Origin of the sequence: Aeromonas sp. QDB20 (assembly GCF_027707805.1) — a bacterium.
Taxonomy (GTDB): domain Bacteria; phylum Pseudomonadota; class Gammaproteobacteria; order Enterobacterales; family Aeromonadaceae; genus Aeromonas; species Aeromonas dhakensis.
In genome coordinates this window covers 48,645-73,784 of sequence record NZ_JAPCJC010000017.1, presented here as the reverse complement: position 1 = coordinate 73,784, position 25,140 = coordinate 48,645, and the positions used below count along the sequence as shown (strand labels likewise).

At 63.3% G+C, this 25,140-nt stretch carries 22 protein-coding genes; 11 read left to right on the top strand and 11 right to left on the bottom strand.

The genetic code is table 11. From position 1 onward, the window contains the following. Positions 1-54: 54 nt before the first annotated feature. The 4 genes from pyrG to rlmD all read right to left on the bottom strand — a co-directional run bounded on the left by pyrG (position 55) and on the right by rlmD (position 6,514). Positions 55-1,692, bottom strand: coding sequence for a glutamine hydrolyzing CTP synthase (gene pyrG / locus PG897_RS17330; RefSeq protein WP_005309423.1), 1,638 nt, complete (start codon positions 1,690-1,692; stop codon positions 55-57). Positions 1,693-1,833: 141 nt separating this feature from the next. Beyond that, entirely contained in the window at positions 1,834-2,631 is a 798-nt protein-coding gene (gene mazG, locus PG897_RS17325) for a nucleoside triphosphate pyrophosphohydrolase (protein ID WP_043170420.1), read from the bottom strand. 82 nt (positions 2,632-2,713) lie between these two features. Beyond that, positions 2,714-4,927 (bottom strand): GTP diphosphokinase, encoded by a 2,214-nt coding sequence (gene relA / locus PG897_RS17320; protein WP_005309420.1) that lies wholly within the window; start codon positions 4,925-4,927, stop codon positions 2,714-2,716. 264 nt (positions 4,928-5,191) lie between these two features. Then, positions 5,192-6,514, bottom strand: coding sequence for a 23S rRNA (uracil(1939)-C(5))-methyltransferase RlmD (rlmD, locus tag PG897_RS17315; protein ID WP_201881394.1), 1,323 nt, complete (start codon positions 6,512-6,514; stop codon positions 5,192-5,194). A 153-nt stretch (positions 6,515-6,667) separates the two neighbouring features. Here rlmD and barA point away from each other — a divergent pair, with 153 nt between their 5' ends. From barA to PG897_RS17300, 3 genes are all read left to right on the top strand, one after another. Continuing rightward, a complete protein-coding gene (barA, locus tag PG897_RS17310; protein ID WP_024941396.1) occupies positions 6,668-9,379 on the top strand; it encodes a two-component sensor histidine kinase BarA in 2,712 nt (903 codons plus the stop codon). 71 nt (positions 9,380-9,450) lie between these two features. Beyond that, the gene (locus tag PG897_RS17305) at positions 9,451-9,930 is read left to right on the top strand and encodes a DUF1456 family protein (protein ID WP_005309414.1); all 480 of its coding nucleotides are present in this window, start codon (positions 9,451-9,453) and stop codon (positions 9,928-9,930) included. Positions 9,931-9,933: 3 nt separating this feature from the next. Beyond that, the gene (locus tag PG897_RS17300; RefSeq protein WP_043170424.1) at positions 9,934-10,833 is read left to right on the top strand and encodes an N-acetylmuramoyl-L-alanine amidase; all 900 of its coding nucleotides are present in this window, start codon (positions 9,934-9,936) and stop codon (positions 10,831-10,833) included. Between the two features lie 68 nt (positions 10,834-10,901). Here the strand turns inward: PG897_RS17300 and PG897_RS17295 are convergent, their stop codons facing one another. Further along, positions 10,902-11,699: a DeoR family transcriptional regulator gene (locus PG897_RS17295; protein WP_005309410.1), complete on the bottom strand. Its 798-nt coding sequence runs from the start codon at positions 11,697-11,699 to the stop codon at positions 10,902-10,904. A 272-nt stretch (positions 11,700-11,971) separates the two neighbouring features. Between PG897_RS17295 and kbaZ the strand changes: the two genes are divergently transcribed. The 8 genes from kbaZ to PG897_RS17255 are packed head-to-tail and all read left to right on the top strand — an operon-like array spanning position 11,972 to position 19,126. Then, entirely contained in the window at positions 11,972-13,285 is a 1,314-nt protein-coding gene (kbaZ, locus tag PG897_RS17290; RefSeq protein WP_201881395.1) for a tagatose-bisphosphate aldolase subunit KbaZ, read from the top strand. 12 nt (positions 13,286-13,297) lie between these two features. Then, entirely contained in the window at positions 13,298-14,467 is a 1,170-nt protein-coding gene (locus tag PG897_RS17285) for an SIS domain-containing protein (protein ID WP_201881402.1), read from the top strand. Then, positions 14,467-14,940 carry a PTS N-acetylgalactosamine transporter subunit IIB gene (gene agaV / locus PG897_RS17280; protein ID WP_201881405.1) on the top strand — a complete coding sequence of 158 codons (474 nt, stop codon included), beginning with the start codon at positions 14,467-14,469 and terminating at the stop codon, positions 14,938-14,940. The genes PG897_RS17285 and agaV overlap by 1 nt, the downstream gene beginning before the upstream one ends. A 15-nt stretch (positions 14,941-14,955) precedes the next feature. Then, positions 14,956-15,732 (top strand): PTS N-acetylgalactosamine transporter subunit IIC, encoded by a 777-nt coding sequence (gene agaW, locus PG897_RS17275; RefSeq protein ID WP_005309402.1) that lies wholly within the window; start codon positions 14,956-14,958, stop codon positions 15,730-15,732. Further along, complete coding sequence (gene agaE / locus PG897_RS17270; protein ID WP_017780934.1) at positions 15,722-16,600, top strand: PTS N-acetylgalactosamine transporter subunit IID; 879 nt, start codon at positions 15,722-15,724, stop codon at positions 16,598-16,600. The genes agaW and agaE overlap by 11 nt, the downstream gene beginning before the upstream one ends. Before the next feature lie 46 nt (positions 16,601-16,646). Next, positions 16,647-17,081, top strand: coding sequence for a PTS galactosamine/N-acetylgalactosamine transporter subunit IIA (gene agaF, locus PG897_RS17265; RefSeq protein ID WP_043170428.1), 435 nt, complete (start codon positions 16,647-16,649; stop codon positions 17,079-17,081). After that, on the top strand, positions 17,082-18,281 hold the full coding sequence (nagA, locus tag PG897_RS17260; protein ID WP_043170430.1) for an N-acetylglucosamine-6-phosphate deacetylase: 1,200 nt from the start codon (positions 17,082-17,084) through the stop codon (positions 18,279-18,281). It abuts the gene before it with no gap. After that, positions 18,272-19,126: a tagatose bisphosphate family class II aldolase gene (locus tag PG897_RS17255; protein ID WP_005309394.1), complete on the top strand. Its 855-nt coding sequence runs from the start codon at positions 18,272-18,274 to the stop codon at positions 19,124-19,126. The genes nagA and PG897_RS17255 overlap by 10 nt, the downstream gene beginning before the upstream one ends. A 119-nt stretch (positions 19,127-19,245) precedes the next feature. Here PG897_RS17255 and pdxJ read toward each other — a convergent pair whose 3' ends face one another. The 6 genes from pdxJ to lepA form a co-directional block, all read right to left on the bottom strand. Next, a complete protein-coding gene (gene pdxJ, locus PG897_RS17250; protein ID WP_017786468.1) occupies positions 19,246-19,983 on the bottom strand; it encodes a pyridoxine 5'-phosphate synthase in 738 nt (245 codons plus the stop codon). 128 nt (positions 19,984-20,111) lie between these two features. Beyond that, positions 20,112-20,822: a DNA repair protein RecO gene (gene recO / locus PG897_RS17245; RefSeq protein ID WP_017779322.1), complete on the bottom strand. Its 711-nt coding sequence runs from the start codon at positions 20,820-20,822 to the stop codon at positions 20,112-20,114. Further along, complete coding sequence (gene era, locus PG897_RS17240; protein ID WP_005309385.1) at positions 20,823-21,722, bottom strand: GTPase Era; 900 nt, start codon at positions 21,720-21,722, stop codon at positions 20,823-20,825. It abuts the gene before it with no gap. Next, positions 21,719-22,390 (bottom strand): ribonuclease III, encoded by a 672-nt coding sequence (rnc, locus tag PG897_RS17235; protein WP_005309383.1) that lies wholly within the window; start codon positions 22,388-22,390, stop codon positions 21,719-21,721. Before rnc ends, era begins: the two co-directional genes overlap by 4 nt. Further along, the gene (lepB, locus tag PG897_RS17230; RefSeq protein WP_005309381.1) at positions 22,391-23,314 is read right to left on the bottom strand and encodes a signal peptidase I; all 924 of its coding nucleotides are present in this window, start codon (positions 23,312-23,314) and stop codon (positions 22,391-22,393) included. 3 nt (positions 23,315-23,317) lie between these two features. After that, positions 23,318-25,111, bottom strand: a complete 1,794-nt coding sequence (gene lepA, locus PG897_RS17225; RefSeq protein WP_005309379.1) for a translation elongation factor 4 — start codon at positions 25,109-25,111, stop codon at positions 23,318-23,320. Positions 25,112-25,140: the final 29 nt, after the last annotated feature.

The window sequence follows — 25,140 nt, the reverse complement described above, 5'->3', positions numbered from 1 at the left end:
AATATGCCAAAAAAAGCGGCTGTGGCACAGGGCCCCAACCGCATTTATTTTCAATTACTTCAGATTACGCTTCTGATACTCGCCCGCCGCCTTCACAAAACCGGCGAACAGGGCGTGGCCATCACGAGGAGTCGAGGTGAACTCCGGGTGGAACTGCGCGGCCACGAACCAGGGGTGATCCGGGATCTCGATGATTTCCACCAACTTCTTGTCGGCGGAGAGACCGGTCACTTTCAGGCCCGCTGCTTCGATCTGCGGCAGCAGCTTGTTGTTCACTTCATAACGGTGACGGTGGCGCTCGTAAATGGTCGGGCTGCCGTACATCTGACGCACCTTGGAATCTTCCACCAGGTGGCAGAGCTGGGAACCCAGACGCATGGTGCCGCCCAGATCGGACTTCTCGGTCCGGGTCTCGACGTTGCCTTCGTCATCCACCCACTCGGTGATGAGACCCACTACCGGGTAGGCGCAATCTTTCTTGAATTCGGAGGAGTGAGCCCCGGCCATGCCGGCCACGTTGCGGGCGAATTCGATCATCGCAACCTGCATACCGAGACAGATGCCGAGATACGGGATCTTGTTCTCGCGGGCATACTGGGCCGCCAGGATCTTGCCTTCCACGCCGCGCTCACCGAAGCCACCCGGCACCAGGATTGCGTCCAGACCTTCCAGCAGCTCGGCGCCACGGGTCTCGATGTCCTGGGAATCGATGTACTTGATGTTGACGGAGAGACGGGTCTTCAGACCGCCGTGCTTGAGCGCCTCGTTGACGGACTTGTAGGCATCCGGCAGGGAGACGTACTTGCCTACCATGCCGATGGTCACTTCTGCAGTCGGGTTGGCCTCTTCATAGATGACCTGTTCCCACTCGGCCAGATCGGCCTCCTTGCACTCGATGCCGAAGCGCTCGGTGATGTAGGAGTCCAGGTTCTGGGATTTCAGCAGCGCCGGGATCTTGTAGATGGAGTCGACGTCCTTCATGGAGATGACGGCACGCTCCGGCACGTTGCAGAACAGGGCGATCTTGGCACGTTCGTTGGCCGGAATGGCGCGGTCGGAACGGCAGATCAGCACATCCGGCTGGATACCGATGGAGAGCAGCTCCTTCACGGAGTGCTGGGTCGGCTTGGTCTTCACTTCGCCGGCGGCGGCCAGATAAGGTACCAGGGTCAGGTGCATGAACATGGCGTTGTTGCGACCCACTTCGGCAGCCAGCTGACGAATGGCTTCGAGGAACGGCAGGGACTCGATGTCGCCCACGGTACCGCCCACTTCGACGATGGCAACCTGATGGCCTTCGGCACCGGCAATCACCCGCTCTTTAATGGCGTTGGTGATGTGCGGGATCACCTGAATGGTGGCGCCCAGATAGTCGCCGCGGCGCTCTTTGCGCAGCACGTCGGCATAGATGCGACCGGTGGTGAAGTTGTTGCGGCGGGTCATCTTGGTGCGGATGAAACGCTCGTAGTGGCCCAAGTCCAGATCGGTCTCGGCCCCGTCCTCGGTTACGAACACTTCACCGTGCTGGGTCGGGCTCATGGTGCCCGGATCCACGTTGATATAGGGGTCCAGTTTCATGATGGTCACATCCAGACCACGGGCTTCCAGAATGGCTGCCAGAGAAGCTGCGGCAATGCCTTTGCCGAGGGATGAAACAACGCCACCAGTTACAAAAATATATTTTGTCGTCATGCTGAACCTGAAAGAAGTTTAGGGAATTTTAAGGGGTGCTTCGGGGATGAAGCAGGACGGGGAAACAGTATACCAAAACCCCCTCTCCCAAACAATGAACAAAAATCTATCAGGCTCCCGGCCCCCCCATCTTGCGCCAAATCAACTTTGTTCGGTTTCCTTGGCCTTGACCCAGGCGGCATCCAGCTTCTCGAGGCTGCAGTCGGTCATTTTCAGCCCTTCCGCGGCGATAAACTGTTCAACCTGACGAAAGCGGCGTTCGAACTTGGCGTTGGCGCCCCGCAGCACCTGCTCCGGATCCTTGCCCAGATGACGCACCAGATTGACGGTGGCAAACAGCAGATCGCCGAGTTCGTCGCTCACCCGCTCTTCATCCACGTCGGCCATCAGCGCCTCTTCCATCACCTCGTCGATCTCCTCGTGGATCTTGTCCACCACCGGGCCCAGGGTCTTCCAGTCAAAACCGACGGTGGCGCAGCGCTTCTGGATCTTGGCGGCGCGGGTCAGGGCCGGCAGCGAGAGGGGGATGTCGTCAAGCACGCTCTCTTTGTCGAGCGCCGCCCGCTCCCTGGCCTTTTCCGCCTCCCAGTTCACCTTCACCGCCTGCTCGTCGCCGAGGTCGGCATCGGAGAAGACATGGGGGTGGCGACGAATCAGCTTCTCGCTCACCGTGTCGACGATGTCGGCAAAGTCGAACAGCCCCTGCTCCTTGCCAAGCTGGGCATAGAACACCACCTGGAACAGCAGATCCCCCAGCTCCCCTTTCAGCCCCTGCCAATCTTCGGTCTCGATGGCGTCGGCAACCTCGTAGGCCTCCTCCAGAGTGTGCGGCACTATGGTCTGGAAGCTCTGCTTGAGATCCCAGGGGCAGCCCCCGTTCGGGTCGCGCAGTTTGGCCATGATGGCGAGCAGTTGGGGCAGGTCGTAACGTTGGGACATGGGATGTTCGCTTTTCTTGATGCTACCGGGAGAAAACAGTGACCGACCTGGCGGTCGGTCACGAGTGCAGTGTTGCGTACGATCAGAGGCGCTTGGCGCTGATCACGTCGTTGAGCTGGCTGAGCTTGGCCAACGCCCGGTTGAAGGCGTTGATGTTGTAAATTTCCAGCTCCATGTCGATCTCGGCGGTCTGCTCGCGCACGTTGGATCGTGAGCGCACCCCCATCACGTTGATCTTCTCGTTGGCGAGCACTGTGGTGATGTCACGCAGCAGGCCGGATCTGTCGTTGGAGAGGATGCGGATGGTGAGACCGTAACCGCCGGAGTAGTTCTCCCCCCATACCGCATCGATCAACCGCTCCGGGTTGCGGCGCGACAGCTCTTTGAGTTGCTCGCAGTCCTCCCGGTGGATGGAGACACCGCGGCCCATGGTGATGAAGCCCTGGATGGCATCCCCCGGAATGGGCTGGCAGCAGCGGGCGATGTGGGTCATCAGGTTGCCGACCCCTTCCACCACAATGTGATCCTTGGGCTTGTGGCGGAACGGCGCATTGGCCTTCTGCTCCAGCTTCTCCAGCAGGCGGCGATCTTCCTCCTCCGCCGTCGGCTTGTTGTAACAGGTGTCCAGGTAGTTGATCACCTGGTTGATGCGGATGTCGCCGCTGCCGATGCCGGCCAGCAGATCGTCGGTGCTCTCCAGATTGAAGCGGCGCAGCATGTTGCCCTTGTCGATCTTGGCCATGCTGAGGTTGTGGCGATCCAGCTCCTTGTCGAACAGCTCGCGCCCGGCGACGATGTTCTTGTCCCGATCCAGTTTTCTGAACCAGGTGGCCACCTTGGCCCGCGCCCGGCTGGAGCGCAGGAAGCCTGAGTTGGGGTTCATCCAGTCGCGGCTCGGGTTCGGCTCTTTCTGGGTGATCACCTCCACCTGATCGCCGGTCTGCAGCGCATAGGTGAACGGCACGATGCGGCCGTCGATCTTGGCGCCGATGCAGCGGTGGCCGATCATGCTGTGGACGTGATAGGCAAAGTCGAGGGGCGTGGCCCCCGCCGGCAGGTCGATGACATCCCCTTTCGGAGTGAACACATAGACCCTGTCCTCGAACACCTGACTGCGCAGATCCTCGAGCAGGGAGCCGCTCTCGGAAAGATCCTCCTGCCAGGCGAGCAGCTTGCGCAGCCACTCGATCTTGTCTTCGAAGTTGTTGGCCTTGCCGCCGGCCTGAGCCCCTTCCTTGTAGCGCCAGTGAGCCGCCACACCGAGCTCGGCATCTTGGTGCATCTGGTCGGTACGGATCTGGATCTCCACCGTCTTGCCCTCGGGCCCTACCACCACGGTATGGATGGACTGGTAGCCGTTGGGTTTGGGGTTGGCGACATAGTCGTCAAACTCGCGAGGAATGTGGTGGAAGTGGGTGTGAACGATGCCGAGCGCCGCATAGCAATCCTGCAGCCGCTTGGTCACCACCCGCACCGCACGCACGTCGAACAGCTCGTTGAATTCGAGGTGCTTCTTCTGCATCTTGCGCCAGATGCTGTAGATGTGTTTCGGCCGGCCGTAGACTTCGGCCTCGACCCCCGCCTCTTTCAGGGCATCACGCAGGGACTGCACGAACTCGCGAATGTAGCGCTCCCGATCGAGCCGTTTTTCGTCGAGCTGTTTGGCGATCTGCTTGTAGGTATCCGGGTGCAGATAGCGGAAGGCGAGATCTTCAAGTTCCCACTTGAGCTGACCGATGCCGAGCCGGTTGGCGAGCGGCGCGTAGATGTTGGTGATCTCCTGGGCCATCAGCACCCGGGTCTCTTCATCCGCCTTCTTCGCCTCCCGCAGGCAGGCGATCCGCTCCGCCAGCTTGATCACCACGGCGCGCACATCCTCGACCATGGCGAGCAGCATGCGCCGCACGTTGTCGACCTGCTCCGGCGAGGTTTCGCTGCGGTGCAGGGTCTGCAGGGAGCGGATGGCCTCCATCTCCAGCACCCCTTCCACCAGCTTGGCGATCTTGGGACCGAAGTCCTCGTCCATCCGCTCCTGGCTGATGAGACCGGCTTCGACGAAGGGGTAGATGATGGCGGCCTTGAGGGTGCCGAGATCCATGCTGAGCATCAGCAGGATGCCCACCATCTCGACCCCACGCACCAGCAGCCGGTTGGTGAGCGCTTCGTCACCGAGCGTCAGACAGTACTGGTAGACGGTTCGCAGCTGATCCTTGTCACTGTCACTCAGGGTGAGCGAGCTGACCCACTCCTCCAGGGTGAAGTTGTCTTTCAAATGAATATCGCGAACCGCAACCATGGTATCAATCCTTTAAATTATTGGGCCGAAGGCTGTCGCCCCCTCCCCTCATGAGATTGCCTCAAATGGGGATCTGCGGAGAATTTTTCAAGGCATATTGTCAAGAAAAACAATAGAGTTCTCCGCCAGGCCCTGCCGATTTACAAGGGTCTAGATTACCCCAATCATGCCTGCCCAGACAGCGTTATGGACGCCACCATCGTCAGCTGACGGCAGCCCTTTCATGGCACCGTCACCACGTCCGTTTTGCCCATCATCGCTCGTCTATTTGCGCTCGAACAGCGCCATGGACTCCAGGTGGCCGGTGTGCGGGAACATGTCGAGCATGCCGAGGCGCACCAGCCGATAGCCCCCTTTCACCAGCACCTGGCTGTCGCGCGCCAAGGTGACCGGATTACAGGAAACGTAGACCACCCGTCTGGGTGAAAGTTTCACGACGTGCTCCATCACCTCGAACGCACCGGGACGGGCCGGATCCAGCAGCACCAGATCGAACCCTTCCCGCGCCCAGGACATACCGGCGATGTCGCCGCTCAAGTCCGCCTTGTAGAAATGGGCGTTCTCGATGCCGTTGCGACGGGCGTTCTCTTCGGCACGGGCCACCATGGCCAGCTCCCCTTCCACCCCCACCACTTCGCGGGCCTGACGGGCCAGCGGCAGGGTGAAGTTGCCGATACCGCAGAACAGATCGAGCACCTTGTCATCCTTGCCCGCCTCGAGCCAGTTCAGTGCCTGCTCCACCATGCGCTGGTTGACCGGGCCGTTGACCTGGATGAAGTCACCGGGAGCGAATGCAAGAGACAGGCCATCCAGCGAGTAGGAGGGCGCAAACTGCTGGTGCAGCGGCTCAATCTGCTCATCGGCCGCCTGCAGATAGAGGTCGATCCCCTGCGCCTTGGCAAACTCGATCAGCTGCGCCCGATCCGCCTCGGTCGGCCGGCCGGTATGGCGCAGCAGCATCAGGATCCCCTGCTCGGCCTGGATCAGCTCCGCATGGCCCAGCTCACGCTGGCTCTTGAGGCGGTTGAGGCATTCGCGCAGCGGGGCGATCAGTGCGGAGAGCGGTTCAGCCAGCACCGGACAGCCACTGATTTCCACCAGCTCGTTCGACTGGCGACGACGAAAGCCCACCCGGGTGCAGCGGCCGTTCTTGTCGAACTTGATGGCCAACCGGCAGACCCGGCGATAGGCGCGGGACTCCCCGCCCAGCACGGGCTCCAGCGCCGGAGGCTGGATGTTGCCGAGCCGCTCGAACAGGCTGACCAGGCCGGCCTCCTTGGCGGCGCGCTGATCCGCCTCAGCCAGGTGCTGGGCGCTACAGCCGCCGCACTCGCGGTAGTGGCTGCAGAAGGGGGCGATGCGATTGGCCGCCGGGGTCACCACCTGTTGCAGGGCGGCGTGAGCATATTGCTTCTTGTCTTCGAGGATGCGGGCCTTGACCTGCTCACCGGGCAGCGCCCCTTCGATGAAGATCGCCTTGCCCTGGTGGCGGCCGATCCCGACGCAGTGGTGATCCAGGCTGTCTACCGTAAATTCAATACGTTGGGGCTGGGTGGATTTCTTTTGGGGCTTGAAAAACTGGGCCATAAAACTTGGTGCCTATAGGTGGCTATGTCATGATTGTGGAATCTGCAGCAGGCTATTGTCCCACAAGAATAATAGTATGACCAAATACGGCCTGTGGGCCCGCACCCGCTCGTTTACGCCATTGCCAACCCTGCTCTTCGGGGGATCATCCGCATGACCAAATACGGCCTTCGGGCGCGTGTGCTGGCCTTTACCATCTTGCCGACCCTGATCATCGGCGGCCTGATGGCCGGCTATTTCACCTTCCACCGCTATCAGCAGCTGGAAAACAACCTGATCGATCAGGGCATCAACATCATAGAGCCGCTGGCCATCGCCAGTGAATATGGCATGACCCAGCACAGTCGCGAATCGCTCAAGCGGCTGATCGGCCTCACCCACCGCAAGAACTCGCCGCTCATCAAGTCCATCGCCGTCTTCACCCAGGACAACCAGCTGTTCGTGACGTCCAACTACCACAGGGACTTCACCCGGCTGCGGCTGCCGGACGGCAGCCAGATCCCCGAGCTCACCAGCGTCACCCTCTATGGCGACGACATCATCTTGCGCACCCCGATCCAGGCCGAGACCAGCATGGACGGCTTCCCGCTGCCAAGCGACGTGGAGCCGCCGATGATCGGCTACATCTCCATGCAGATGACCACCGATCGGGCCATGATCCTGCAGTACCGCGACACCTTCTTCGCGGTGATCATGGTGCTCATCGGCATCGCCTTCAGCACCCTGTTCGGCTTTCGGCTGGTCAAGAGCGTGACCCAGCCCATCACCGACATGGTGCAGGCGGTGCACAAGATCAGGGAGGGGCGGCTCGACACCCGGGTCAGCGGTCAGCTCACCGGCGAGCTGGACATGCTGAAAAACGGCATCAACGCCATGGCCAAGGCGCTCTCGGAATACCACGAGGAGATGCAGCAGAATATCGATCAGGCGACCTCGGATCTGCGGGAGACACTTGAACAAATAGAGATCCAGAACGTCGAGCTCGACATGGCCAAGAAGCGGGCGCAGGAGGCGGCGCGGGTCAAGTCGGAGTTCCTCGCCAACATGTCCCACGAGCTGCGCACCCCGCTCAACGGGGTCATCGGCTTTACCCGCCAGCTGCTCAAGACCAGCCTGACTCCGAGCCAGACCGACTACATGCAGACCATCGAGAAGTCGGCCCGCAACCTGCTCGGCATCATCAACGACATCCTCGACTTCTCCAAGCTGGAGGCGGGCAAGCTGCAGCTGGAGCACATCCCCTTCAGCCTGCGCGACACCCTCAACGAGACCATGCACCTGCTCGGCCCCAGCGCCCACGACAAGCAGCTGGAGCTCTCCCTGCAGGTGGATGCCGAGGTGCCGGACTACCTCACCGGCGACCCCATGCGCCTGCAACAGGTGCTGACCAACCTCACCGGCAACGCCATCAAGTTTACCGAGCGCGGCAACGTGGACGTGCGCATCGAGCAGACCGGCAGCCTCAGCGGCAACAAGGTGCGGCTCAACGTGCTGATCCGCGACACCGGCATCGGCATCTCGGAAGAGCAGCAGCGCCAGCTGTTTCAGGCCTTCAACCAGGCCGACTCCTCCATCTCCCGCCGCTATGGCGGCACCGGCCTGGGCCTCGTCATCACCCAGAAGCTGGTGCAGCAGATGGGGGGCCAGATCCGCTTCGAATCGGAACTCGGCAAGGGCTCTGTCTTCTCCTTCAGCCTGGATCTGGAGGTCTCCCCCCTGCCCCAGACCGACCGGTTGCCGCTGGATCGCATCCAGGGCAAGCGGGTCTGGCTGCTGGAGCCGGATCCCTTCAGCCACTCCGCCATCTGCGCCCTGCTGGCGGAGTGGCAGTTGCAGGTGCACTCCCTGACCGGCGACGACCCCTGGCCCGAGATGAGCAGCCAGGACATGGTGATCATCGGCAGCGGTACCCAGCACAGCCCGCAGCAGGTGGTAGCGCGCCTCGACGGGCTGGATGGCCAGCAGAACACCATAGTGCTGCTCAGCAGCCACGAGCCTTCGCTCTACGAGGCCATGCTGGCCCACGGTGCCCAGCACTGCCTCTCCAAACCCATCAACCATCGCAAGCTGCTGCACGCCCTGCTCTCCCCCGAGGCGGCGCGCAGCGCCCCGCTGCCAGAGCCCTCCCCGCGCAGCGTGCAGGAGATCAAGGTGCTGGCGGTGGACGACAACGCCGCCAACCTCAAGCTGATCGCCGCCATGCTCAAGGAGATGGTGAGCCAGGTGGTGGTGTGCAAGAACGGCAAGGAGGCGGTCAGACTGGCCCAGAGCCAGCCGTTCGACATCATCTTCATGGATATCCAGATGCCGATCATGGACGGCATCAGCGCCACCCAGGCTATTCGCAGCCAGTCCCTCAACACCGAGACGCCCATAGTCGCGGTCACCGCCCACGCCATTCCCGGCGAGCGGGAGCGGCTGATCCGCCAGGGCATGGACGACTATCTGGCCAAGCCCATCGACGAGGCCATGCTGGCCAAGCTCATCACCGACTTCGCCCATCGTCGCCACCAGAATCACGCCAGCCAGCAGATCGACTGGTCGCTGGCGGTGCGCCAGGCGGCGGGCAAGCTGGATCTCGCCAAGGAGATGCTGACCATGCTGATGACCAGTTTCGACGAGGTGGATCCGGTGCTGGAGGCGGCGCTCGCCGGCCAGGTGGAGGACAGCGAGGTGCTGGCCCAGCTCCACCGCCTCAACGGCGGCTGCGCCTACTCGGGGGTGCCTCGCCTGCAGCGGCTGCTCTCCCAGCTGGAGCAGCAGTTGCGCGACGGGGTGGCGGTGGCCGAACTCGAGCCCGAGTTGCTGGAGCTGCAGGATGCGATGGAGCAGGTGCGCCAGGAGGCCCCCCGCTACCTCGCCTGACCCGGTGGCCCGCTTTTTCTGACGCGGGCCCCGTCAGATGGTAAAGTTGCGCCGTTTCCACAGGAGTCGACATGACCAACAACGATATTTTGCGCCGCCTGCGCTACGCCCTCAGCATCAGCAACGACCAGATGGTCGACATGTTCGCCAAGGGCAACCTGACCGTCACCCACGCCCAGCTGCACGGCTGGCTGATGAAAGAGGCAGAAGAGGGTGAAGTGCAGGAGGCTGGCTTTGCCGCCTGCCCGGATTCGGCCCTGAGCCAGTTCCTCGACGGCCTGATCCTGGTGCGCCGTGGCGCGCGGGAAGATGCACCGCCCCAGGTGATCCCGAACCGGATCAACAACAACATGATCCTGCGCAAGCTGCGCATCGGCCTCAACTTCAAGGAAGAGGAGATGCTCGCCACCCTCAAGCTGGCGAACTTCAACCTCTCCAAGTCCGAGCTGAGCGCCCTGTTCCGCTCACGGGACCACAAGCACTACCAGGATTGCGGGGATCAGATCCTGCGCAACTTCCTCATCGGCCTCACCGCCAAGTATCGCGGCTGAACCATGGGCCGGCGTCTGCGCTCACCATCATCCCGCCTGCTGGCGGTGGGTGGGTGCCGTCGGCCATGGGGCACCTGTCGGCACTGGTATGCCCTCTGCCTCACCCTGCTGCTGAGCGCCTGTCAGCCCGCCCCCTATCGGCTCAACAACGACCATCAGAGCGCCAGCCAGAACGAGCGCATCGCCTTTCTGATCCTGCACTACACGGATGAAGACGATGAGCGTTCCCTGCGCCTGCTGACAGAGCCGGCCCATCAGGTGAGCGCCCACTACCTGATCCCGCGCGATACCCATGAGCGGCCACTGCCGGTCTACCAGCTGGTGCCCGACAACCGGCGCGCCTGGCATGCCGGCCGCAGCCGCTGGCACCAGTATACGGGGCTCAATGCCAGCTCTCTTGGCATCGAGATCGTCAACCTCGGCTACCCGCCACAAGATGAGCTGCTGCCCGCCCACCAGCGGCGCTGGCAACCCTACACCCGGGCACAGATAGCCGCCCTCGGCGCCCTCACCCGCGAGCTGGTCGAGCGCTACCAGATCCCCCCCACCCAGGTGCTGGCCCACAGCGACGTCGCCCCCGAGCGCAAGCAGGATCCCGGTCCCCACTTCCCCTGGCGCGAGCTGGCCCTGCACTACGGGGTGGGCGCCTGGCCCGATGAGACCCGGCTGGCCGAGCTGCGCCAGCAGCCGGCGCCGGCCTGGGATGCCCTCGGCTGGCAGCAACGGCTGGCCAGCTACGGCTATGGCGTAACCCCGAGCGGCAACTGGGACGAGCAGAGCCGCGCCGCCCTGCGCGCCTTTCAGCTCCACTTTCGGCCCGCCCTGGTCAGCGGTGAACCGGATGCCGAGAGCCAGGCCATCCTGACAGCCCTGCTCGAGCGCTATTTCCCCGCGCAACGCTGAGCTTCGCCCCGACCACGAAAGAGGGACGCCGCGGCGTCCCTCTTTCGCATTCTTCGTCGATTGCCGGCTCAGGCCTCCACCAGCAGCACCTCTATCCCGGCCTGACGCAGACCGGCCAGGGTCTCCGCCGCAATGGCGTCGTCGGTGATCAGGGTGTGGATGCGCCGGGTATCGATGATCTTGTGCAGGCTCAGCCGGCCAAACTTGCTGGAGTCGGTCACGACGATGATCCGCTCGGCCACGTGGCACATGCAGCGGTTGAGCCTGGCCTCGTCTTCGTGATGGGTGCTGACGCCGCGCTCCAGATCGATGCCATCCACCCCGAGAAACAGCAGATCGAAGTGATAGTTCTGCAAGGAGAGATCCGCCTGAGCGCCGTAGAAGGAGAGCGACTTGCGGCGCAGGTGGCCGCCCGTCATCAGCAGTTCCACCCCTTCCGCCTCCAGCAGGGCGTTCGCCACGTTCATGCCGTTGGTCATCACCACTATCTCCTGGTGATCGCGCAGATGGCGTGCCACCTCCAGGGTGGTGGTGCCCGAGTCGAGAATGAGGCGACAACCCGGCTGCACCAGGCTCGCCGCCATGGCGCCGATGCGCTGCTTGACCGGGGTGTTGAGCACGCTCTTGTCGGCGATGGTGCGCTCGGCCACCGGCTGGCCGGATTCACACAACAGGGCGCCGCCGTAGGCGCGCACCGCCACCCCCTGTTTCTCCAGAAATGCCAGATCGTTGCGGATGGTGACGGTGGAGACCTGATAGTGGCCGGCCAGCTCGTTGACCTGAACGCTGCCATTGCTGCGCAGCTGCTGAATGATGCGCTCCCGTCGCTCGCTGGTGCCGAGCACGCTCTTTTCGGTGATTTGCATAGTCTCTCTGCCGGAGTCCTGTGGTGAAAGTAGAGCTTTCACTTCGTTACGTTTCCCTATTAACACTCAGCCTCGATGGCAAATCAAGCTTTCATTGGATTGAGAAGTGCCGTCAGACTCCCTAAAACAGCCACATAACTTTCGATTCATTTCTTTTTGTGATCTTGCTCAAGATGCGAACACGCTTTTATTTCGTTTCGAACGCCGTACGCCTAGGGTAAAGAAAGAAATCGAAAGCAACGCATCTTGTTCAGGCCAAGAGGAAGAGGGAAATGAAATCAATGCTGGATCTGGTCGCACAACACAAGCAGGGGGAACAGGTCGGGATCTACGCCGTCTGCTCCGCCCATCCGCTGGTGCTGGAGGCGGCCCTGCGACTGGCGGCGCAAGGGGATCAACTGCTGCTGGTCGAGGCCACCTCCAATCAGGTGGATCAATTTGGCGGCTACACCGGCATGACGCCGGCCGATTTTCGCGACCTGCTGCACCGGCTCGCCGCCGAGTGCCGCTTTCCCGTGCAGCGGCTGGTACTGGGTGGGGATCACCTCGGCCCCAACCGCTGGCAGAGCGAGCCCGCCGAACAGGCCATGGCCCACGCCGAGGATCTCGTCGCCAGCTATGTCGCGGCCGGCTTCAAGAAGATCCACCTCGACTGCAGCATGTCCTGCCAGGGGGATCCGGTGCCGCTGACCGACGAACTGGTGGCGGCGCGCGCAGCCCGGCTGGCAAACGTGGCCGAGCAGACCGCCACAGAGCAGTTTGGCCACAGCGACCTGGTCTATGTGATTGGTACCGAAGTGCCGGTACCGGGCGGCGCCCACGAAGAGCTGGCCGAACTGGCAGTCACCACGCCGGAGGCGGCGCGCCACACTCTGGCCGCCCACCAGCAGGCCTTCGAGCAGGCCGGACTGGCCCAGCTCTGGCCGCGGGTGATCGGTCTGGTGGTGCAGCCCGGCGTGGAGTTCGACCACACCCACGTCATCGACTACCGCCCCGAGCGGGCCGCCCCCTTGAGCCGGATGATCGAGGCCTATCCCCATCTGGTGTTCGAGGCCCACTCCACCGATTACCAGACCCCGGACGCCTACCGCCAGCTGGTACGCGATCACTTCGCCATCCTCAAGGTCGGCCCCGCCCTCACCTTTGCCCTGCGCGAGGCGCTGTTTGCCCTCGCCGCCATCGAGGAAGAACTGGTGGTGGCCAAGGCCTGCTCGGGTCTGCGCCAGGTGCTGGAAGAGACCATGCTGGATCGCCCCGACTTCTGGCGCAGCCACTATCAGGGCAGCCCCAACGAGTGCCGGCTGGCCCGTGGCTACAGCTACTCCGATCGCATTCGCTACTACTGGCCCGACAGCCGGGTCGATGACTGTTACGCCCGGCTGCTGGCCAACCTGGCCGCCGAACCCATTCCCCTGCCGCTGCTCAGCCAGCACCTGCCGCTGCAATACCGCAAGGTGCGCCAGGGCTCGCTCTCGGCCAATCCCCATGACCTCATTCTCGATCAGGTGCAGGAGGTGCTGCGCCAGTACGCGGCGGCCTGCAGCGCCGTTCCCGCCAGCCACTCCCGGCTGACCCCGGTTGTATAAGGAGTTGTAGAGATGATCCTTGGTTATCCAGAAGAGACGCTGCGGTCGGCCAACGGCCTGGCCACCGCCCGTGAAATTCGCCAGCAACCCGCCACCTGGCGGGAGACCCTCACCATGGTGGAGGAGTGCCGCGCCACCATAGAGCGCTTCCTGCTGCCCCTGCTGTCACGGGGCAACCTGCGGGTGATCCTGACCGGCGCCGGCACCTCCGCCTTTGCCGGCCGCGCCCTCGCTCCCTATCTCAGTGCCCGCCTCAACGGCCGTTTCGAGGCGATCGCCACCACCGACATCGTCACCGATCCGGGCGAATACCTGGCACAGGACTGCCCGACCCTGCTCATCTCCTTCGCCCGCTCCGGCAACAGCCCGGAGAGCGTGGCGGCGGTCGAGCTGGCCAGCCAGCTGCTGAGCGAGTGCCACCACCTGGTGTTGACCTGCAACGGCGAGGGGGAGCTCTATCGCCGCTGCCAGAAGGATGCCCGCTCCCTGGCGCTGTTGATGCCGCCCCAGACCCACGACCGCAGCTTTGCCATGACCAGCAGCCTCACCAGCATGATGCTGAGCTGTTTGGCGGTGTTCCTGCCGCGCCAGTTCAACCCGATCGCCAGCCAGCCGCTCATCGCGCTGGGGGATGCCATTCTGCCGCAGGCCGAACTGAAGGTGCCCGAGTGGGATCGGCCGCTGCCGGAGCGGGTCATCTACCTTGGCAGTGGCAGCCTGCAGGGGGTGGCCCAGGAGGCGGCCCTCAAGCTGCTGGAGCTCACCGCCGGCCAGGTGATGGCCATGCACGACTCCCCCACCGGCTTTCGCCACGGACCCAAGTCGGCCATCAATCGGCAGACCCTGATCGTGCTGATGGTGTCCAACGATCCCTATACCCGCCAGTACGACCTGGACCTGTTCGGCGAGCTGCGCCAGGACGGCCATGCCGCCCGGGTGGTCGCCCTGGCCGACCGGCCGGATCCGCTCATCAGCGCCGGCGAACACATCTATCTGCCCGCCCCCCTCAACGGTGACGACGCCGAGCTGGCGCTCTGCTACCTGCTCTACGCCCAGTACTACGCCTTCCACACCGCGCTGGTGCTGGGCATCACCCCGGACAACCCCTGCCCGAGCGGGCGGGTCAACCGGGTAGTGCAGGGGGTCAACATCTATCCGTTCAACCAGCAAGGAGGCGTCTGATGCCGAACATAGTGCTGAGCCGTATCGACGAGCGCCTGATCCACGGTCAGGTCGGCGTGCAATGGGTCGGCTTCGCCGACGCCAATCTGGTGCTGGTCGCCAATGACGAAGTCGCAGAGGACCCTATCCAGCAGAACCTGATGGAGATGGTGTTGGCGGAGGGCATCGCAGTGCGCTTCTGGCCGCTGCAGAAGGTGATAGACAACATCGGCAAGGCCGCCGATCGCCAGAAGATCCTGTTGGTGTGCAAGAGTCCGGCGGACTTTCGCACCCTGGTGGAGGGCGGGGTGCCCATCCCCTGCATCAACGTCGGCAACATGCACTACGCCGACGGCAAGCGTCAGATCCACAAGACGGTATCGGTGGACGAGTCGGACATAGCGGCGTTTCGCGCCCTGCAGGACGCCCACGTCGCCTGCTTTGTCCAGGGGGTGCCGACCGAACCGGCACAGGACATTTTCAACCTCATCTGATTAAGGACAATTGTGATGGAAATCAGTTTGTTGCAAGGGCTATTGCTGGGCATGCTGGCGTTCTTCGCCGGGCTTGACCTGTTCAACGGCCTGACCCACTTCCACCGGCCCGTGGTACTGGGCCCGCTGGTGGGCCTGATCCTCGGCGACCTGCCCACCGGCATTCTGGTGGGCGGCACCCTGGAGCTGGTCTGGATGGGGCTGGCCCCGCTGGCAGGCGCCCAGCCGCCCAACGTCATCATCGGCACCATAGTCGGCGCCACCTTCGCCATCACCACCGGGGTCAAGCCGGATGTGGCGGTCGGGGTCGCGGTACCGTTCGCGGTGGCGGTCCAGATGGGGATCACCTTCCTCTTCTCGGTGATGTCGGGGGTCATGTCCCGCTGTGACCGGATGGCGGAACAGGGGGATGTGCGCGGCATCGAGCGGGTCAACTACCTGGCGCTGCTGGCACTCGGCTCCTTCTACTTCCTGTGTGCCTTCCTGCCCACCTACTTCGGGGCAGAACACGCCAAGACCGCCATCGACGTGCTGCCCGCCCGCCTCATCGACGGCCTCGGCGTCGCCGGCGGCATCATGCCCGCCATCGGCTTCGCCGTGCTGCTCAAGATCATGATGAAGAACGTCTACATCCCCTACTTCATCCTCGGTTTCGTTGCCGCCGCCTGGCTCAAGCTGCCGGTGCTGGCCATCGCTGCGGCCGCCCTGGCCATGGCCCTGATCGATTTCATGCGCAAGGACCCGGCGCCACAAGCCCGCCCCACCCAGGAGGAAACTGAAGATGGCATCTAACAACACCGCCACCCGGCTGACCCAGGCGGCCGAGCCGCAACCGACCCGCACCGTCTCCGACGACGTCTACGAAGATCAGCAGCTGGGGGCCGAGCTGACCCGCCAGGACATCAACCGCTTCGCCTGGCGCTCTCTGCTGCTGCAGGCCTCCTTCAACTACGAGCGGATGCAGGCCTCCGGCTGGCTCTACGGCCTGCTGCCGGCACTGCAGAAGATCCACACCAACCCGCGGGATCTCTCCCGGGCGATGAAGGGCCACATGGGCTTCTTCAACACCCACCCCTTCCTGGTCACCTTCGTGATGGGGATAGTGCTGGCGATGGAGCGCTCCAAGCAGAACGTCAACAGCATCCAGAGCACCAAGATCGCGGTTGGCGCACCGCTCGGCGGGATCGGTGATGCCATGTTCTGGCTCACCCTGCTGCCCATCTGCGGCGGCATCGGCGCCGACCTGGCCCTGCAGGGTTCCATCATGGGGGCTGTGGTCTTCTTCCTGCTGTTCAACCTGGTGCACTTCGGCCTGCGCTTCGGGCTGGCGCACTACGCCTACCGCATGGGGGTGGCCGCCATTCCGCTCATCAAGGCCAACACCCGCAAGGTGGGCCATGCCGCCTCCATCGTCGGCATGACGGTGATCGGCGCCCTGGTCGCCACCTATGTGCGGCTCGGCACAACCCTGGAGATCACCGCCGGCGATGCGGTGGTAAAGCTGCAGGCGGACGTGCTTGACAAGCTGATGCCCGCCTTCCTGCCGCTGCTCTACACCTTGGCCATGTATGGGCTGATCCGCCGCGGCTGGAGCCCGCTGCGCCTCATCGTCATCACGGTCGTACTCGGCATCGTCGGCAAGTTTGCAGGCTTCCTCTAATCCGGTGCCGGCACCAGGCCGGCCCTTTGCTGTAAAGGAACAGGTTATGTTGGGCATCATCATTTGCGGACACGGCGGCTTCGCCAGCGGCATGGAACAGGCCATGTTGCAGATCCTCGGCGAGCAGGAGGCGGTGGTCGCCATCGACTTTCCCGAGTCTTCCACCACGGCCCTGCTGCAGGATCAGTGCGAAACCGCCCTGACTCAGGTGGAACGAGGGGATGGGGTGGTCTTTCTGACCGACCTGCTGGGGGGAACCCCGTTTCGGGTCGCCTCCACCCTGGCTCTGCACCAACCCGGGCGGGAGGTGGTCACCGGCACCAATCTGCAGCTGCTGCTGGAGATGGTGATGGAGCGCGGCGAGCTGACCCCGTCCCAGTTTCGTGAACAGGCGCTGTGCTGTGGTCATCGCGGCCTCACCAGCCTGGTGGACGAGCTGGCGCGCGAGCGGGCCGAGACCCTGGCCGAGGAGGGGATCTAGATGGCAGAGCGGATCCGCGCCCGCCGCCTGCTGACCGAGCAGGGCTGGCAGGAACATCAGGTACTGACCCATGAAGGGGGCATCATCACCGCCATCGGCCCCATCCCGGCCAACGACCCGGTGCGGGAGGTCGAGCTGCTGGTGCCCGCCCTCATCGATGGCCATGTTCACGGCGGGGCCGGCGTCGACGTGATGGATGAGGCGGCCGACGCCCTGGCCCGCCTCTCCCTTGCCAAGGCGGCAGAAGGGGTGGGCGCCTTCCTCGCCACCACGGTCACAGCCCCGCTGCCCGCCATCCTCAGCACCCTGGGTCGCATCGCCGATGCCATGGCGAGCCCCCAGCCGGGCGCGCAACTGCTCGGCAGCTATCTGGAGGGGCCCTACTTCACCCCGGATAACAAAGGGGCCCATGACCCGGCCCTGTTCCGGGAGCTGGATCTGGCGGAGCTCGACCAGCTGCAACAGGTGGCGCGAGGCACCCTGAAGGTGGTCGCCCTCGCCCCCGAGAAGGGCGGGGCGCTGGCCGCCATCCGTCATCTCAAGCAGGCCGGCATCCGGGTGATGCTGGGTCACTCCGCCGCCGACCACGACACCACCATGGCGGCGCTGGCGGCGGGGGCCTCCGGGCTGGTGCACTGCTTCAACGGCATGCGCGGCCTGCACCACAGAGAACCCGGCATGGTCGGCGCAGGCCTGGTGCATCCCGGTGCCTGGCTGGAGCTCATCGCCGACGGCCACCACGTCCATCCGAGCGTGCTCAGACTCTGTCACTGCTGCGCCAGGGATCGCCTGCTGCTCATCACGGATGCCATGCGCGCCGCCGGCATGCCGGACGGTCACTACCTGCTCGGCGACTACCGGGTGGAGATGAAGGACGGGGTGGTGCGCACCGACACCGGCGGCCTGGCGGGCAGCACCCTCACGCTGCTCGGCGCCGTGCGCAACATGGTGCAGCTGGCCGGCGTGCCGCTGGAGGAGGCCATCCGCATGGCTTCGTTGGCACCGGCCAGGATGCAGGGGGTGGAACATCGCCTCGGCTCGCTGGCCGTCGGCAAGCAGGCCAACCTACTCGCCCTGACCGCGGAGCTCAATCAACAACATATCTGGGTGGCCGGCCGGGAGATCCTCCCCGCCCCTGCCCCTCTCTCTTTCCCTGAAGCTGGTGCCCCTCTGGGTGCCAAGGAGTCCTCATGTATCTGATCTCGTCCCACGAAATGCTTAAAGATGCCCAGCGCCGCGGCTATGCGGTGCCCGCCTTCAACATCCACAACCTGGAGACCGTCGAGGTGGTGGCCCGCACCGCCGCCAAACTGAACTCCCCGGTGATCCTGGCCGCCACGCCGGGTACCTACCGCCACGCCGGGGTCGAGTACCTGGTCTCCATCTGCGCCTCAGCTGCCCATCAGTACCGCATCCCGCTGGTACTGCATCTGGACCACCACGAGGACGAGCAGGATATCCACTACAAGGTCGAAGCCGGCATCCACTCCGCCATGATCGACGCCTCCCACCTGCCGTTCGAGGAGAACGTCGCCAAGGTGCAGCGGGTCGTCACCTTCTGCCACCGCATGGGGGCAAGCGTGGAGGCCGAGCTGGGCCAGCTCGGCGGCCAGGAGGATGACCTCATCGTGGACGCCGCCAACGCCCATCTGACCGACCCGGACAAGGCGGCCGAGTTCGTGGCGCGCACCGGCATCGACTCCCTGGCCGTCGCCATCGGTACGGCCCACGGCCTCTACAAGGAGGAGCCGCGCCTCGACTTCGAGCGCCTCGCCGCCATCCGGGCCAGGGTAGCGGTGCCGCTGGTGCTGCACGGCGCCTCCGGCATTCCCGACCGGGACGTGCGCCGCTGCATCGAGCTCGGGGTGTGCAAGGTCAACGTGGCCACCGAACTCAAGATCGCCTTCTCCGACGCCATGAAGGCGTTCCTGGCCTCCCACCCCGACGCCAGCGACCCGCGCCAGTATCTGGTGCCCGCCATGGCCGCCATGGAGGAGGTGGTCGCCGCCAAGATCCGCATGTGTATGAGCGACGGCAAACTCTGAACATCGCAGAAGGCAGTGCAAGTCTGACCGCCACCGACCTTTCCATCATACCGCAACAAAAAGGGACGCCGTGGCGTCCCTTTTTCTTCGTGTCGCGAGGCCCAACCCCTGCCGACAGATCAGATCCCCTGACGGGCTTCCTGCATCAGCAGGCGCATGTCGCTGACCGCCTTGGCCAGGCCGTCGAAGGCGGCGCGGCCGATGATGGCGTGACCAATGTTGAGCTCATAGAGCTCGGGGATGGCGGCGATGGCCTTGACGTTGTGGTAGTGCAGGCCGTGGCCGGCATTGACCTTCAAGCCCTTGCCGGCGGCATAGGAGGCACCGGCGGCGATGCGCTTGAACTCGGCGTTACGCTCGGCATCCGTGGTGGCATCGGCGTAGCGACCGGTGTGGATCTCGATGAAGGGAGCACCGCTCGCGGCGGCCGCATCGATCTGGATGGGGTCGGCATCGATGAAGAGCGACACCTGGGCACCGACGGCGGCCAGACGGGTCACCGCATCGGTCACCTTGTCCAGCTGGCCGGCCACATCCAGGCCACCCTCCGTGGTCACCTCGGTGCGCTTCTCCGGCACCAGGCAGACGAAGTGAGGCTTGATACGGCAGGCGATGCCGATCATCTCCTCGGTCACCGCCATCTCCAGGTTCATCCTGGTCTGGATGGTCTGGCGCAGGATCTCCACGTCACGGTCGGTGATGTGGCGGCGATCTTCCCGCAGGTGCACCGTGATGCCATCGGCACCGGCCTGCTCGGCCACGAAGGCGGCCTGTACCGGATCCGGATACTGGGTGCCCCGGGCATTGCGCAGGGTGGCGATGTGATCGATGTTCACACCCAGATAGATTTCGCTCATTGACGACTCCTTGAAGCTCTTCACTGTTAACTGTGCAGCTGCCGCCTTGGCGCCAGCGCCGATATCCGTATGTCACGTGGGGGGTTGCAGGTTGCAACCCGCGGCAGAGGCACAAGGCCGGCAGGCGTTCAGCCCTGGCCTGCACCTCTGCGCTTTAAAAACAGCTCCCGGCTCTTCAACTGACGCCGTCCCAGATAGGGTTGCAGCGCCAGCCGGCTGAAACGCTTGGCCGCCTGCAACAGGGGGGGAGTATCGAAGCGCCCCTCGGCAAAGGCCAGCAGGTGCGCGCCGAGAAACAGGGTACGGGGATCCGGCGCCCGCTCGCAAGCGACAAAGCCCAACTCTCGCTCGAAGCCGTAGAGCAGGGTTGGCTCAATTGGCGACTCGTCATCCGCCGTGTACTCGAAGTCCACCGCATAACCCAGCGCCTGCAACAGCAGGAACTCGAAGCGGCGCAGCGGCAGCTCCGGCGTCTCGCCGTCGGCCAGCGCCATGATGGCGCGGGCATAGGCATCGAACACCTCGGGGAAGGGGGTGTGCGCTTCCAGCAGGTAGTAGACCAGCTCGTTGAGATAGAGGCCGTAGAAGAGGCGATCGCCACCGAGGCGCAGGGAGTGATCCGGGCACTCGACCTGGGTGAGATTCTTGAGATCCCCCTTGCCACGCCAGGCGATGGTGAGCAGGGTAAAGGGTTGCAACAGCCCCTTCAGAGGCGAGCGTGGCCCGCGAGAACCGCGAGCCACCAGGGTAAAACGGCCACTATCCTGGGTGAAAACCTCGACCAGCTGGCTGGTCTCCCGATAGGGCCGACTGTGGATGACGAAAGCCGGGGTCAGCAATCAGTCGTCGCCATAGCCGAGACTGCGCAGGGCGCGCTCGTCGTCAGCCCAGCCGGACTTGACCTTGACCCACAGCTCGAGGTGCACCTTGTTCTGGAACAGCCGTTCCATGTCGATGCGGGCCTCGGTGCCGATGGTCTTGATCTTCTCGCCCTTGTTGCCGATGACCATCTTCTTCTGGCCTTCGCGCTCCACCAGGATCAGGCCGTGGATGTGGTAGAGACCGTTCTCTTCCACCTTGAAGCGCTCGATCTCCACCGTCACCGAGTAGGGCAGCTCCTCACCGGTGAAGCGCATCAGCTTCTCGCGGATGATTTCGGAGGCCATGAAGCGGGAGGAGCGGTCGGTCACGTAATCTTCCGGGAAGAAGTGGACGTTTTCCGGCAGCAGATCCTTGGCCCACTCGCGGATTTTCTCCACGTTGGTGCCCTTCTCGGCGCTGATGGGCAGGATGTGAGAGAAGTTCATCTGCTGGCCCAGCCACTCCAGGTGGGGCAGCAGATCCTCTTTCTCTTTGACGTTGTCGATCTTGTTGACCGCCAGCACCACGGGACACTTGAGGTTGCGCAGTTTACCCAGCACCATCTCGTCGTCCTTGGTCCAGTGGGTGCCGTCGACCACGAACACCACCATGGCCACGTCCCCCAGCGAACTGGTGGCGGCGCGGTTCATCAGGCGGTTGATGGCCCGTTTCTCTTCAATGTGCAGACCCGGGGTATCCACGTAGATGGTCTGATAGTTCTCCTCGGTGTCGATCCCCAGGATCCGGTGACGGGTGGTCTGGGGCTTCTTCGAGGTGATGCTGACCTTCTGGCCAAGCAGCTTGTTGAGCAGGGTGGACTTGCCCACGTTGGGGCGGCCCACGATGGCGACAAAGCCGCAATAAGTGCTATCTGTCATGACAGTTTTTCCAATGCTTGCTGCGCCGCGGCCTGTTCGGCCTTGCGGCGGCTGGTGCCGACCCCGACCAGCGGACCATCCAGGCCTTCCACCTCACACTGGACGGTGAACTCCTGGTTGTGGGCTTCGCCCTTGACGTTGGTCACTGTGTAGGTCGGCAGGGATTTGCGGCTTCCCTGCAGAATTTCTTGCAGACGGGTCTTGGGATCCTTCTGCTCTATGCCCGGCTTGATCTCGTCCAGGCGACTGGCGTACCAGCCCAGCAGCAGGGTCCGTACCGTCTCAAGATTGGTATCCAGATAGACGGCGCCAATCACCGCCTCGACCGTATCGGCCAGAATGGATTCACGGCGAAAACCACCGCTTTTCAGCTCGCCCGGCCCCAGGATCAGGTGATCCCCGAGGTCGAACTCCCGGCCCAGTTCGGCCAGGGTCTTCTCGCGTACCAGGGTGGCGCGCATCCGGCTGAGATCCCCTTCCGCCGCCTGCGGGAAGCGGTGGAACAGATCGTCGGCAATCACCAGACTCAAAATGGAGTCACCCAGAAATTCCAGTCGCTCGTTGTGACGGGAGCCGGCGCTGCGGTGAGTCAGCGCCCGGGTCAGCAGTTCTTGATCCTGAAAGACATGCCCGAGACGGGACTGCAGTCTGTTCATCTTGATATTCATTTACTTGATTCCGCCAATGCGGTTGAAGCGCACCCCTGTCGGTACCCAGCTCGGCAGCAGGGAGCCTTCTTCGCGCTCGAATTCAAAACTTATCCAGATAGCGACCGCCTTGCCCACCAGGTTCTGCTCGGGCACGAAGCCCCAGAAACGGCTGTCGGTACTGTTGTCACGGTTGTCGCCCATGACGAAGTACTGACCTTCCGGTACAACCCACTCGTCGGGGTAGGTGCCGGGCTGGCGGTAGTAACGGCCGACCATATCGGGCATCAGCGGGTTGCGCAGGGTCTCGTGAGACACCTCGCCCAGCTGCTCGGTATAGCGGTCAAGCGGGATCCCCATCTGGGTAAATTCACCCCTTTGTTCAAACTTGACGTCGAGCTTCTGGAAGCCCGGGCACGTTTTCCCTTCCTGCTCCTCGCACTTGGGCCGGATCATCAGCTCCTTGTTGCGATAGATGACCCGATCCCCCGGCATGCCGACTACGCGCTTGATGTAGTCCACCCGGGTATCCAGCGGATACTTGAACACCACCACATCGCCGCGCTTGGGTTCACCAGTCTCGAGGAACTTGGTGTTGGTCACCGGATCCTTGAGGCCGTAGGCAAACTTCTCCACCAGGATGAAATCGCCCACCAGCAGGGTGGGCATCATGGAACCAGACGGGATCTGGAACGGTTCGAAGATGAAGGAGCGCAGGATCAGTACGAGGGTGATGACCGGGAAGACCCCGGCGGTCTGTTCGATCCAGACCGGCACGGGGGCCACCTTGGCCAGGGTTTTCTCGTCCAGATGGGCGCCGCCGTGGGCACGGGCCACGGCAATCTTGGCGGCCCGCTGCTTGGACCAGATCATCTTGTCCAGACACCAGATAACACCGGTGATCGCGCAGACCACCACCAGGATCAGGGAAAACGTGCTTGCCATCTATTAATCCTTTCCGACGTGGAGAATTGCGAGGAAGGCTTCCTGCGGCACGTCGACACGGCCCAGAGACTTCATCCGTTTCTTGCCTTCTTTCTGCTTGTTCAGCAGCTTCTTCTTACGACTCACGTCACCACCGTAACACTTGGCGGTCACGTCCTTGCGCAGGGCCTTGACGGTGCTGCGAGCGATGATCTGGTTGCCGATGGCAGCCTGGATGGCGATATCGAACATCTGGCGCGGGATCAGCTCGCGCATCTTCTCCACCACCTGGCGACCGCGATACTGGGCGTTCTCCTTGTGGGTGATGATGGCCAGGGCGTCGACCCGCTCGCCGTTGATCATGATGTCCAGACGGACCATGTCGGAGGTTTCGAAACGCTTGAAGCCGTAGTCCAGCGAGGCGTAACCGCGGCTGGTGGACTTGAGGCGGTCGAAGAAGTCGAGCACCACTTCCGCCATCGGGATCTCGTAGGTCAGTGCCACCTGCTTGCCGTGGTAGACCATGTTGGTCTGCACGCCACGCTTCTCGATACAGAGGGTGATCACGTTGCCCATGTACTCCTGCGGCAGCAGAATGTGACACTCGGCGATGGGCTCACGCATCTCCTTGATGCTGGTGATGGCGGGCATCTGGGCCGGGCTGTCGATGTGGATGGTGGTACCGTCGGTCTGCTCGATCTGGTAGACCACGGTCGGCGCCGTGGTGATCAGATCCAGATCGTACTCACGCTCCAGCCGCTCCTGGATGATCTCCATGTGCAGCATGCCGAGGAAGCCACAACGGAAGCCGAAGCCCAGTGCGGTTGAACTCTCCGGCTCGTAGAACAGAGAGGCGTCGTTGAGCGACAGCTTCTCCAGTGCATCGCGGAAGGACTCGTAGTCATCGCTGGAGATGGGGAACAGACCGGCATAAACCTGCGGCTTCACCTTCTTGAAGCCGGCCAGCGCCTTCTCGGCACCGTGTTTGGCCAGGGTCAGGGTATCGCCCACCGGCGCGCCGTGGATGTCCTTGATGCCACAGACGACCCAACCTACCTCGCCGCAGCCCAGACCGTCGGTATCCACCTGCTTGGGTGTGAAGATACCGATACGATCGACACCCCAGGTCTGGCCGGTGCTCATTACCTTGATCTTGTCGTTCTTCTTGAGCGAACCGTTCTTGATCCGCACCAGAGAGACGACGCCCAGATAGGAGTCGAACCAGGAGTCGATGATCAGCGCCTGCAGCGGGGCATCCGGATCCCCTTCCGGAGACGGGATCTTGGCCACGATCTCTTCCAGCACCAGATCGACACCGAGGCCGGTCTTTGCGGAGCAGCGCACCGCATCGACCGCGTCGATGCCGACGATGTCCTCGATCTCTTCGGCAACCCGCTCTGGCTCGGCGGCCGGCAGGTCGATCTTGTTCAGCACCGGCACCACTTCCAGGTCCATTTCCATGGCGGTATAGCAGTTGGCCAGAGTCTGTGCCTCAACCCCCTGGCCGGCATCCACCACCAGCAGTGCCCCTTCACAGGCCGCCAACGAGCGGGAGACCTCGTAGGAGAAGTCCACGTGGCCCGGGGTGTCGATAAAGTTCAGCTGGTAGGTGTTACCGTCTTGTGCCTGGTAGTTCAGGGTCACACTCTGTGCTTTGATGGTAATGCCGCGCTCGCGCTCCAGTTCCATGGAGTCAAGCACCTGAGCCTGCATCTCGCGGTCGGACAGGCCGCCACAAGTCTGGATCAGACGGTCCGACAGGGTCGATTTACCGTGGTCGATGTGCGCAATAATCGAAAAGTTACGAATGTGTTTCATCGAGCAAGAATCACTCAAAATTAGGTTAG